The organism is Pigmentiphaga soli (genome assembly GCF_039541095.1).
Lineage (GTDB): Bacteria > Pseudomonadota > Gammaproteobacteria > Burkholderiales > Burkholderiaceae_B > Pigmentiphaga > Pigmentiphaga soli.
This window is the reverse complement of record NZ_BAABFO010000018.1, coordinates 98354-108976: the sequence shown is the minus strand read 5'-3', so window position 1 is coordinate 108976 and position 10623 is coordinate 98354. Positions and strand designations below refer to the sequence as shown.

Genomic DNA, 10623 nt, shown 5'->3' with positions numbered 1-10623 from the left:
CAGGGGGTCAGTTTTACCTCGGCGCCAGGGGTCAGTATTACTTCGGCGCTGACACGTATCGTCAATGCGCGCCGTACGCAGAGCCAATTGCAGAGCTTTACACAGGGGATCGATGTGGTTTCCCTGGTGTATCCAACGCCGTTGGCCGGGCAAGATGGGTGAAGTTAGCTAACCGGCAAGCAGGTCATCTATCTTCACTTCGCCTTATTCGCACCTGGTGCTCAACGGGCATCTTGCTCTGCGAGGCGCGTGGAACTCGGTCGTGATGACGAGGCTATCTGCCGAAGGCCATGCCGTTTTTTTAGCGGCTAAAATCACATGCAGCAGGAAAGTGCTCGGTGATCTCATTCCTTCGGACCTGGCTTCCTGAGCGTCCATTCGTCAATCATGTCCGCCCAATCCTGTAGCATCGCCGTCCGCTGCTCGCGGTACTCGGCTTTGTTGTACACAGCCCTGACGCCTCTCTGCTCGTGCGCTAGGCACTTCTCGATCCAGTCCGTGTTGTAGCCGGCCTCATGCAACAGCGTGCTGGCCGTACGGCGCAGGTCATGCGGCCCAAATTTGGCTAGCGATTTCCCCTCCTTCTGCGCCAGTCGGTATGTCAACGTCAGCACCTGGTTGAGTGTGGCACTGCTCATGGGTAGGTCCGAGTCATACCGCGACGGAAGCACATAGGCCGATCCGCCGGCAAAAGTCTTGAGGGCGATGAAGATGTCCAGCGCCTGCCGGGATAGGAATACCAAGTGCGGATTGCGCCGCTTCATCCGCTCCTTGGGGATTGTCCAAAGCGCCTCGCTGAAATTGATTTCGCTCCAGGTAGCGTTGGTCAACTCGCTTTTGCGCACCATCGTTAGAAGCAACAGCTTCGCGGCTGCCCGGATGGATGGTGTCGTGCCGATCCGCTCCATGTACTGGTACATCAAGCCGATTTCATCGGGTGTCAACGCACGGTCACGCGGCTCGAATTTGGCGATGGTCGTCGGTCGCACCAGTTCTGCCGGGTTCTCCACCTTCTGACCACGCTCAATGGCCCAGCGATAAACCTGCAACACGATCTCGCGGGAATGCACCGCAGTCGCTGGCGCACCGCGCTCGACAATGGCATCGGTTAGTGCCCTCAAATCTTCGTGGGTGATCTCGATCAGCTTCTGATTGCCGAATTTCGGCTTCAACTCACGCTCGTACACCGAACGACGCATATCGCGGGTGGAGTCCGCCATCTGATAGCCCCGCAGCCACTTTTCCGCCCAGGCTCCGAACGTCTCAGCGCCCTTGACACGGGCTTTATCGCGCGCCTTCTCCTTGGCAGGTGACTTGCCGGCTGCGATCAGCTTCTTTGCCTCCCCCAGCCGCTCGCGCGCTTCTGCGAGAGAGATGCCGCCGAGACCGTAGCGTCCGAAGGTGATCGTCTCCTGCCTGCCGTGAATTGAGTAGTTGTAGCGGAACGAAATCGAACCCGCCGGAGTGACCGCCACGTAGAGGCCATCACGGTCATTCACCTTGTAGAGCTTGTCCTTTGGCTTGAGGTTGCGCAGCTTGGTATCAGTCAGCATGGTTCGTGCAATTCTCCATGTCAAAATACCATGCTCAGAGACGCCCGCATTTCTCAACAAAAATCTTTATAGATCAATGCGTTATCTAAATTCAATACCATGACAACCCTGTCATAGACAGCATGGTATCGAGCGCCAAACATGGCATCAGGTTCAGATAGTACCACCTACCATGCCATACAAACGGCGTGCTTGGCGATGCGAAAATTTGCCAGACAGTGCCGGACTCAGAATAGAAAAAGCCCGCAGTTACGCGGTCTTAGAGGTGGTTTCGTGCTCTTTGGTGCCGGTCTATGCCGGACGCGGGATCATTCCCACTCGATCGTCGCCGGCGGTTTCGACGAAACGTCATAAACCACCCGATTGATCCCCCTGACCTCATTGATAATCCGCCCCGATACCTTCGCCAGCAAGGGATACGGCAACGGCGCCCAATCCGCCGTCATGAAATCCGACGTCTGCACCGCCCGCAACGCGACCACGTAGTCATAGGTACGCCCGTCCCCCATCACCCCCACCGACCGCACCGGCAGGAACACCGCAAACGCCTGTGCCGTCAGGTCGTACCAGCTCTTGCCGGATTCATCCTTGAAGTTGCGCAGTTCCTCGATGAAGATGGCATCGGCTCGCCGCAGCAGATCGGCGTATTCCTTCTTGACCTCGCCCAGGATCCGCACGCCCAACCCAGGCCCCGGGAACGGATGCCGATACACCATCTCGGGCGGCAGCCCCAGCGCCACGCCAAGCTTGCGCACCTCATCCTTGAACAGTTCGCGCAGCGGCTCCAGCAGCTTGAGATGCAGCGTATCCGGCAGCCCGCCCACATTGTGGTGCGATTTGATCGTGACGGCCTTGCCCGTCTTGGCCCCAGCCGATTCGATCACGTCGGGGTAGATCGTGCCCTGCGCCAGCCACTTGGCGCCCTTGAGCTTACCCGCCTCGCGCTGGAACACTTCCACGAATTCGCGGCCGATGATCTTGCGCTTGGCCTCCGGATCGCTAACGCCAGCCAGCTTGCCCATGAAGTCATCGGTGGCGTCGACATGAATGACCTTGACACCCATGTTGTCGGCGAAGGTCTTCAGCACCTGTTCGGCTTCGTTCAAGCGCAGCAGGCCATGATCGACGAACACGCACGTGAGCTTGTCCCCGATCGCCTTGTGGATCAGCGCCGCCGCCACCGACGAATCGACCCCGCCCGACAGCCCGAGAATGACTTCGTCGTCGCCCACCTGCCGGCGAATGGCTTCGACAGCCTCGCTCACATAATCCGGCATGTTCCAGTCATGCGCACAACCGCAGATCTCATGCACGAACCGGGACAGCATCGCCTGCCCCTGCACGGTATGCGTGACCTCCGGGTGGAACTGCACCCCGTAGTAATGCCGCTGCACATCGGCCATCCCGGCGATCGGGCACGACGGCGTGGACGCCATCAGCTTGAACCCCGGCGGCAGTTCGGTAACCTTGTCGCCATGGCTCATCCACACCTTGAGCATGCCATGCCCCTCCGGCGTGGAGAAGTCCTCGATGCCCTGGAACAGCGGCGTATGCCCATGCGCCCGCACCTCGGCATAGCCGAATTCGCGATGGTCGCTGAAGCTCACCTTCCCGCCCAGCTGCATCGCCATGGTCTGCATGCCGTAGCAGATGCCCAGCACCGGCACCCCGACCTCGAACACGGCCTGCGGCGCGCGCATGGAAGCCTCGTCATAGGCCGATGCATGGCTGCCCGACAAAATGACGCCCTTGAGCCCCTTGCCCAGTTCCGCGCGGATGAAGTCGTCGGAAACGTCGTAGGGATGGATTTCGCAGTAGACCTGCGTTTCGCGCACGCGGCGCGCGATCAGCTGGGTGACCTGGGAGCCGAAGTCGAGGATCAGGATGCGGTCGTGCACGCTCATTCCATGCGGTAGTTGGGGGCTTCTTTGGTGATCTGCACGTCGTGGACGTGCGATTCGCGCATGCCGGCGCTGGTGATCTCGACGAATTCGCTCTTGGTGCGCATATCGTCGATGGTGGCGCAGCCGCAGTAACCCATCGAGGCGCGGATGCCGCCCACCAGCTGGAAGATGATGGCGGTGACGCTGCCCTTGTAGGGCACGCGGCCTTCGATGCCTTCGGGCACCAGCTTGTCGGCGTTGTTGGCCGGATCCTGGAAGTAGCGGTCGGCCGAGCCGTCCGTCATCGCGCCCAGGCTGCCCATGCCGCGGTAGCTCTTGTACGAGCGGCCCTGGTAGAGCACCACTTCGCCCGGCGCTTCTTCGGTGCCGGCGAACATGCTGCCCATCATCACGCTGTAGGCGCCGGCCGACAGGGCCTTGGCGATGTCGCCGGAATAACGCACGCCGCCGTCGGAGATCAGCGGCACGCCGGTGCCTTCCAGCGCGCGGGCCACGCTGTCGATGGCGGTGATCTGCGGCACGCCCACGCCGGCCACGACGCGGGTGGTGCAGATGGAGCCGGGGCCGATGCCGACCTTGACGCCGTCGGCGCCGGCTTCGACCAGCGCGCGGGCGGCTTCGCCGGTGGCGATGTTGCCGCCGATCACCTGCATGCCGGGGTAGTGTTTCTTGATCCAGCGCACGCGTTCGATCACGCCGGCCGAGTGGCCGTGGGCGGTATCGACCACGAGTACGTCGGCGCCGGCGGCAACCAGCTTCTCGACCCGTTCCTCGGTGCCTTCGCCCACGCCCACCGCCGCGCCCACGCGCAGCTTGCCCTGGGCATCTTTGCAGGCATTGGGGTGTTCGGTGGTCTTGATGATGTCTTTGACGGTGATCAGGCCGCGCAGCTCGAAGGCGCTGTTGACCACCAGCACGCGTTCCAGGCGGTGCTTGTGCATCAGCGCCTGGGCGGCTTCCAGCGGCGCGCCCTCGGGCACGGTGATCAGGCGCTCGCGCGGCGTCATGACCGTGCGCACCGGTTCGTCGAGGCGGTCTTCGAAGCGCAGGTCGCGGTTGGTGACGATGCCGACCACCTGCCGGCCTTCCACCACCGGCAGGCCGGAGATGCCGTGCTGGCGCTGCAGGGCGATGGCGTCGCGCACTTTCATGTGGGGCGCCAGCGTGATCGGGTCGGACACGATGCCCGATTCGTAACGCTTGACCTTGGTGACTTCGCGCGCCTGCTCGTCTGCCGTGAGGTTCTTGTGGACGATGCCCAGGCCGCCTTCCTGCGCCATCGCGATGGCCAGGCGGGCTTCGGTGACGGTGTCCATGGCGGCCGACAGCAGCGGGATGTTGAGCCAGATGTCGCGGGTGAGCTTGGTGCGCAGACTGGTGTCGCGCGGCAGCACCGAGGAGTAGGCTGGCACCAGCAGGACGTCGTCGAAGGTATACGCTTTCTGCACGAGACGCATCGGGAACCCCATTTGCCGCAATAAACCGAATATTGTAGCGCAGCGCCATGGCTGGCGCCGGTTGCCGGGGCGGGCGCGGCGTCTTGCGGAGGCGGCCGTTGCGCCGCGGCAAAAGCATCGCGGCAAATCGCACCGCAAGGCCGCGGCGGCGGCTGCGCTCAGCGTTTGGCCGGCGGCGTCCGGGCCGCGGGCCGGCGGCCCTTGGCCGCCTTGTGCGCGGCGCGCCGGCGACGCGACTCCATCGGATCGAAAACCAGCGGGCGGTAGATTTCGACCCGGTCGTGGTCGCTCAACACATGGTCCAGGGGCCGCGCGTGGCCGTACACCCCGGTGCCCGCCCGTTCCGGATCGACGTCCGGAAAGGCTTGGCGGAAACCGCTGGCCTCGATGGCCCGGGCCACGGTGGCGCCGGCCGCCAGCCGCACGGTGCGCAGCCAGGGCTGGCCGGTCGGCGCATGGCACACCGTGACTTCGATTTCGCCCTGCCCCGCCCGGCCGCCAGGAGCGGTGCCGGCATCATCCTCGCCGGCCTGCGCCTGGCCGGCCTTGCCGGCCCCGCCGTCAACCGCCGTAGCAGGCATCGGCCCGTTGCGTAAAAGCATCGATGAAACTCGTGGCGATGCGGTTGAACACCGGCCCGATCACCATCTCCAGCGTGCGGCTGGCGAATTCGTACTGCATCGTGAACACCACCTTGCAGGCGTCCTCGGCCAGCGGATGGAATTCCCAGCGGCCCTGCAAGGCGGAGAACGGCCCGTCGACCAGGGCCAGTTCGATGCTGTCGGGATAGTGATGGGTGTTGCGGGTGCGGAAGCGCTGGCGCAGCCCCGCGAACTGGATCACCACCGAGGCTTCGATGCCGTTCTCGTCGCGGTGGTGGACCTCCGCGCCGCCGCACCAGGGCATGAACTTGGGATAGTCCTCGACCTTGGCGACGAGGTCGAACATCTGCCCGGCGCTGTAGGGCACCAATACCGACCGTTGCACTTTATGCATGCGTGATTGAACCGAGGTGGCAGTTGCTAGAATGGGGGATTTTACCGGCCCGGCGAAGGTCCGCCCGAATGAGCATCATCGACAACCGCAAGGCATTCCACGATTACTTCATCGACGAGCGCTTCGAGGCCGGCCTGGTCCTGGAGGGCTGGGAGGTGAAGGCGATCCGTGCCGGCCGCGTGCAGCTCAAGGAAAGCTACGTGATCGTGCGCAACGGCGAGCTGTGGCTGCTGGGGATGCACGTCAGCCCGCTGGAAACGGCGTCGACCCACATCCATCCCGACGCCACGCGCACCCGCAAGCTGCTGCTCAAGGCCGAGGAAATCAGCAAGCTGATCGGCAAGGTCGAACAGCGCGGCTTCACCCTGATACCGCTGAATCTGCACTACAAGGGCTCGCGCATCAAGCTGGAGTTCGGCCTGGCGCGCGGCAAGAAGCTGTACGACAAGCGAGATACCGAGCGCGAGCGCGACTGGCTGCGCGAGAAAGCCCAGATCATGAAGCACGACACGCGGCAGCGGGGCTGACGCCCGCGGCCCTTACTTCGCCTGCACCACCCCGCCGCCCTGCGTGGCCTTGACCACCGTCATCGCCGAGGCGATCAGCCCGCCGATGTCGCTGACGTTGGCCGGCACGATCAGCGTGTTGTTGGTCTTGGCCAGGTTGCCGAAGGCGTCCACGTAGCGTTCGGCCACCTTGAGGTTGACTGCCTCCATGCCGCCGGGCTGCCGCACCGCCTCGGCCACCTGGGTAATGGCGCGCGCTGTGGCTTCGGCGATCGCCACCACGGCGGCCGCCTCGCCCTGCGCCTGGTTGATCTGCGCCTGCTTCTCGCCCTCGGAGCGCGCGATGGAGGCTTCGCGCTCGCCGGTGGCGATGTTGATCTGTTCCTGCCGGCGGCCTTCGGAGGCCGCGATCAGCGCGCGCTTTTCGCGCTCGGCGGTGATCTGCGCCTGCATCGCGCGCAGGATTTCGTTGGGCGGGGTCAGATCCTTGATTTCGTAGCGCAGTACCTTCACGCCCCAGTTCAGCGCGGCCTCGTCGAGCGCGCTGACGATGCTGCTGTTGATCTGTTCGCGTTCCTCGAAGGTCTTGTCCAGCTCCAGCTTGCCGATCACCGAGCGCAGCGTGGTCTGCGCCAGCTGAGTGATGGCGATGATGTAGTTGGACGAGCCGTACGAGGCCCGCATGGCGTCGGTGACCTGGAAGTACAGGATGCCGTCGACCTGCAGCTGGGTATTGTCGCGCGTGATGCAGACCTGGCTCGGCACGTCGAGCGGGATTTCCTTCAGCGAATGCTTGTAGGCGACCCGCTCGATGAACGGAATGACGAAACCCGCGCCGGGCGACAGCACGCGGTCGAACTTGCCCAGGCGCTCGACGACCCAGGCGTTCTGCTGGGGCACGATGGCAATGGCCTTGACGACGATGACAATCGCCAGGAACAGAATGACCAGCAGCACTATGGTGGCTTCGCTCACGATGCTTCCCTCATGGTGAACCTTCCGGGCGACAGGAGTGGACGAAACCGGCCGCGGGCCCGCTCCCGCGGCCGGTTCGGGCAATCAGAATTGCGGCGTCAGCACGAGGCAGTTGCCGCGCAGTTCCGTAATGACGTACTGGCCGGGCGCGGCAACCGCGCCCGGCGCCAGCGCGGCTTCCCAGTGAGCGCCGCGGTACCACACGCGGGCGGTGCCGTCCGCGTTCCAGGCATCCACCTTGACCGTTCCGCCGATGTCGAGGTTGACGTCGGCATTGCGCGAGGGGGCGGTGGCCGGCCGCTTGCGCAGCACGCCCACGCGCCGCAGGATCAGCATCGCGGCCACCACGGCCACCGCGCAGACGGCCAGCTGCCAGGCGAAATCCAGCCCGCCCCAGGCGGCCGCGGCCGCGATCGCGCAGCCGGCGGCCACCACCAGCAGGTAGAACGTTCCGGTCATGACCTCGCCGATCAGGGCCAGGGCCGCGAGCCCCAGCCAAATCCAAGCGGGATTCATAGCAGCCTCCGTGGTTGAGGCCCCTATTATGACGGCAGCCGGTGACTGCGCAAGCTCGCTGACACGCCGGAACCTGGCACGATGTCATCCAGGATGCGGCGGATCCGGCTCCGCCGGGCCGCCCGCATCGCCCCCTGGGGCGCGCGTGAGCGCGTAGGCGGGAACCCTCACCCGGCCAGCTTGTTCCAGGTGTCGACGACTGTATCGGGGTTCAAGGACATCGACAGAATGCCCTGCTCCTTCAGCCACAGCGCGAAATCCGGATGGTCGGACGGCCCCTGGCCGCAGATGCCGACGTACTTGCCGGCCTTCAGGCAGGCCGAGATGGCCCGCTTGAGCAGTTCCTGGACGGCCGGGTCGCGCTCGTCGAAGTCGGCCGCCAGCAGTTCCAGGCCGGAGTCGCGGTCCAGGCCCAGCGTGAGCTGGGTCAGGTCGTTGGAGCCGATCGAGAAGCCGTCGAAGTATTCCAGGAAGCGTTCGGCCAGCACCGCGTTGGACGGCACCTCGCACATCATGATGAGCTTGAGGCCGTTCTCGCCCCGCTTGAGCTTGTTCTGCTCCAGCAGCTTGACCACGCTCTCGGCCTGGTGCAGCGTTCGCACGAACGGCACCATGATCTCGACGTTGGCCAGCCCCATGGTTTCGCGCACCCGCTTGAGCGCCTCGCACTCGAGCCGGAAGCACTCCTCGAAATCGGGCGAGATGTAGCGCGACGCGCCGCGGAAGCCCAGCATGGGGTTCTCTTCCTCGGGCTCGTAGCGCGAACCGCCGATCAGCTTGCGGTATTCGTTCGACTTGAAGTCGGACAGCCGCACGATCACCGGCTTGGGCCAGAACGCGGCGGCGATGGTGCCCACGCCTTCGGCCAGCTTCTCGACGAAGAAGGCGCGCGGGCTGGCGTAGCCGCGGGCCACCGATTCCACCGCCTTTTTCAGGTCGCCGTCGACGTTGGGATAGTCGAGGATGGCCTTGGGGTGGACGCCGATGTTGTTGTTGATGATGAATTCCAGCCGCGCCAGGCCCACGCCGGCGTTGGGGATCTGGGCGAAGTCGTAGGCCAGCTGCGGGTTGCCCACGTTCATCATGACCTTGACGTCGATCTCGGGCATCGCGCCGCGGCGCACTTCCTCCACCTCGGTCTCGATCAGGCCGTCGTAGATGCGGCCCTCGTCGCCCTCGGCGCAGGACACGGTGACCGGCTTGCCGTCTTGCAGCAGGTCGGTGGCGTCATTGCAGCCCACCACGGCCGGGATGCCGAGCTCGCGCGCGATGATGGCCGCGTGGCAGGTGCGGCCGCCGCGGTTGGTGACGATGGCCGAGGCGCGCTTCATCACCGGCTCCCAGTTGGGATCGGTCATGTCGGTGACCAGCACGTCGCCGGGCTGGACTTTGTCCATGTCGGACACGTCGGCCACCAGGCGCACCGGGCCCGAGCCGATCTTCTGGCCGATGGCGCGGCCGGTGACCAGCACGTTGCCGGTGGCCTTCAGGCGGTAGCGCTGCTGCACGTCGCTGCCCGACTGGCGCGATTTGACCGTTTCCGGGCGCGCCTGCAGGATGTAGAGCTTGCCGTCGACGCCGTCGCGGCCCCATTCGATGTCCATCGGCCGGCCGTAGTGCTGCTCGATGATGACGGCATAGCGCGCCAGCTCGATCACTTCGTCGTCCGACAGCGAGAAGCGGTTGCGCAGTTCGGGGGCGACGTTGACCGTGCGCACGGCGTGGCCGTTGGTGCGCTGCGGGTCGAACTCCATCTTGATCTGCTTGGAGCCGATGCGGCGGCCCACGATCGGGTAGTGGCCGGAGGCCAGGGTGGGCTTGAAGACGTAGAACTCGTCGGGGTTGACGGCGCCCTGCACCACGGTTTCGCCCAGGCCGTACGACGAGGTGACGAACACCACGTCGCGGAAGCCCGATTCGGTGTCGAGCGTGAAGGCCACGCCGGCCGAGCCGGAATCGGAACGCACCATGCGCTGCACGCCGGCCGACAGGGCCACGCCGGCATGGGCGAAGCCCTTGTGCACGCGGTAGGAAATGGCGCGGTCGTTGTACAGCGAAGCGAACACGTGGCGGATCTTGTCGAGCACGTCGTCGATGCCGACCACGTTCAGGTAGGTTTCCTGCTGGCCGGCGAACGAGGCGTCGGGCAGGTCTTCGGCGGTGGCCGAGGAACGGACCGCGAACGAGCCCTTGCCGTCGGCGTCGAGGCTGGCGAAGGCGGCTCGGATTTCCTGCTCGAAGCGGGCCGGCAGCGGCGCTTCGACGATCCACTGGCGGATCTTGGCGCCGGTGTCGGCGAGCGCGCGCACGTCTTCGGGATTGAGCGAAGACAGCGTTTCGCCGATGCGGGCGTCGAGCCCGGAATCGGCCAGGAAGTCGCGGAACGCCTGGGCGGTGGTCGCGAAGCCGCCCGGCACCCTGACTCCGGCGCCGGCCAGCTGGCTGATCATCTCTCCGAGTGAAGCGTTCTTTCCCCCTACCGAGTCAACATCCGTCATCCGGAGCTGCTCGAACGGTACGACATAAGACATGGAAGTCCCCTATTACAATGGCAAGAAAGCATGTTTGGCCAACGTACCGGCGCCCGGCGCCGGTGCGCTCGCCAAACGGGTTTCGAAGCGCGGCCGGCCGCGCACCATTTGGGGGAACTCCGGCATTGTACGCTGGCCCCCCGGAGCGTCGCAGCGCGGTTTTTCCGCTTTTGTTACTTTTCTGT

9 protein-coding genes are annotated in these 10623 nt (G+C 64.8%); 1 reads left to right on the top strand and 8 read right to left on the bottom strand.

The features are described 5' to 3' along the window. Nucleotides 1–344: 344 nt before the first annotated feature. From ABD927_RS17610 to ABD927_RS17590, 5 genes are all read right to left on the bottom strand, one after another. Nucleotides 345–1553: a tyrosine-type recombinase/integrase gene (locus ABD927_RS17610; protein ID WP_345251149.1), complete on the bottom strand. Its 1209-nt coding sequence runs from the start codon at nucleotides 1551–1553 to the stop codon at nucleotides 345–347. 308 nt (nucleotides 1554–1861) lie between these two features. Continuing rightward, nucleotides 1862–3451 (bottom strand): glutamine-hydrolyzing GMP synthase, encoded by a 1590-nt coding sequence (gene guaA / locus ABD927_RS17605; protein ID WP_345251148.1) that lies wholly within the window; start codon nucleotides 3449–3451, stop codon nucleotides 1862–1864. 2 nt (nucleotides 3452–3453) lie between these two features. After that, entirely contained in the window at nucleotides 3454–4914 is a 1461-nt protein-coding gene (guaB, locus tag ABD927_RS17600) for an IMP dehydrogenase (protein WP_345251147.1), read from the bottom strand. Between the two features lie 158 nt (nucleotides 4915–5072). Further along, on the bottom strand, nucleotides 5073–5495 hold the full coding sequence (locus tag ABD927_RS17595; RefSeq protein WP_425570294.1) for an RnfH family protein: 423 nt from the start codon (nucleotides 5493–5495) through the stop codon (nucleotides 5073–5075). After that, the gene (locus ABD927_RS17590) at nucleotides 5476–5910 is read right to left on the bottom strand and encodes a type II toxin-antitoxin system RatA family toxin (RefSeq protein ID WP_345251146.1); all 435 of its coding nucleotides are present in this window, start codon (nucleotides 5908–5910) and stop codon (nucleotides 5476–5478) included. Before ABD927_RS17590 ends, ABD927_RS17595 begins: the two co-directional genes overlap by 20 nt. 68 nt (nucleotides 5911–5978) lie before the next feature. On the opposite strand from ABD927_RS17590, the gene smpB reads away from it, so the two are divergent. Beyond that, nucleotides 5979–6437, top strand: coding sequence for an SsrA-binding protein SmpB (gene smpB / locus ABD927_RS17585; RefSeq protein ID WP_345251145.1), 459 nt, complete (start codon nucleotides 5979–5981; stop codon nucleotides 6435–6437). A gap of 12 nt (nucleotides 6438–6449) precedes the next feature. Here the strand turns inward: smpB and ABD927_RS17580 are convergent, their stop codons facing one another. The 3 genes from ABD927_RS17580 to ppsA all read right to left on the bottom strand — a co-directional run bounded on the left by ABD927_RS17580 (nucleotide 6450) and on the right by ppsA (nucleotide 10438). After that, nucleotides 6450–7391, bottom strand: a complete 942-nt coding sequence (locus ABD927_RS17580; RefSeq protein ID WP_425570293.1) for an SPFH domain-containing protein — start codon at nucleotides 7389–7391, stop codon at nucleotides 6450–6452. A gap of 84 nt (nucleotides 7392–7475) precedes the next feature. Next, nucleotides 7476–7907, bottom strand: coding sequence for an NfeD family protein (locus tag ABD927_RS17575; RefSeq protein WP_345251144.1), 432 nt, complete (start codon nucleotides 7905–7907; stop codon nucleotides 7476–7478). A gap of 167 nt (nucleotides 7908–8074) precedes the next feature. Continuing rightward, nucleotides 8075–10438, bottom strand: a complete 2364-nt coding sequence (gene ppsA, locus ABD927_RS17570) for a phosphoenolpyruvate synthase (RefSeq protein WP_345251143.1) — start codon at nucleotides 10436–10438, stop codon at nucleotides 8075–8077. Between the last annotated feature and the right edge of the window lie 185 nt (nucleotides 10439–10623).

What these genes read in the sequence shown, in the direction of transcription:
- ABD927_RS17590 (WP_345251146.1), bottom strand. Translation starts at nt 5,910, where the DNA reads ATGCATAAAGTGCAACGGTCGGTATTGGTGCCCTACAGCGCCGGGCAG.
- ABD927_RS17610 (WP_345251149.1), bottom strand. Translation starts at nt 1,553, where the DNA reads ATGCTGACTGATACCAAGCTGCGCAACCTCAAGCCAAAGGACAAGCTC.
- ABD927_RS17595 (WP_425570294.1), bottom strand. Translation starts at nt 5,495, where the DNA reads ATGCCTGCTACGGCGGTTGACGGCGGGGCCGGCAAGGCCGGCCAGGCG.
- smpB (WP_345251145.1), top strand. Translation starts at nt 5,979, where the DNA reads ATGAGCATCATCGACAACCGCAAGGCATTCCACGATTACTTCATCGAC.
- ABD927_RS17575 (WP_345251144.1), bottom strand. Translation starts at nt 7,907, where the DNA reads ATGAATCCCGCTTGGATTTGGCTGGGGCTCGCGGCCCTGGCCCTGATC.
- ppsA (WP_345251143.1), bottom strand. Translation starts at nt 10,438, where the DNA reads ATGTCTTATGTCGTACCGTTCGAGCAGCTCCGGATGACGGATGTTGAC.
- guaB (WP_345251147.1), bottom strand. Translation starts at nt 4,914, where the DNA reads ATGCGTCTCGTGCAGAAAGCGTATACCTTCGACGACGTCCTGCTGGTG.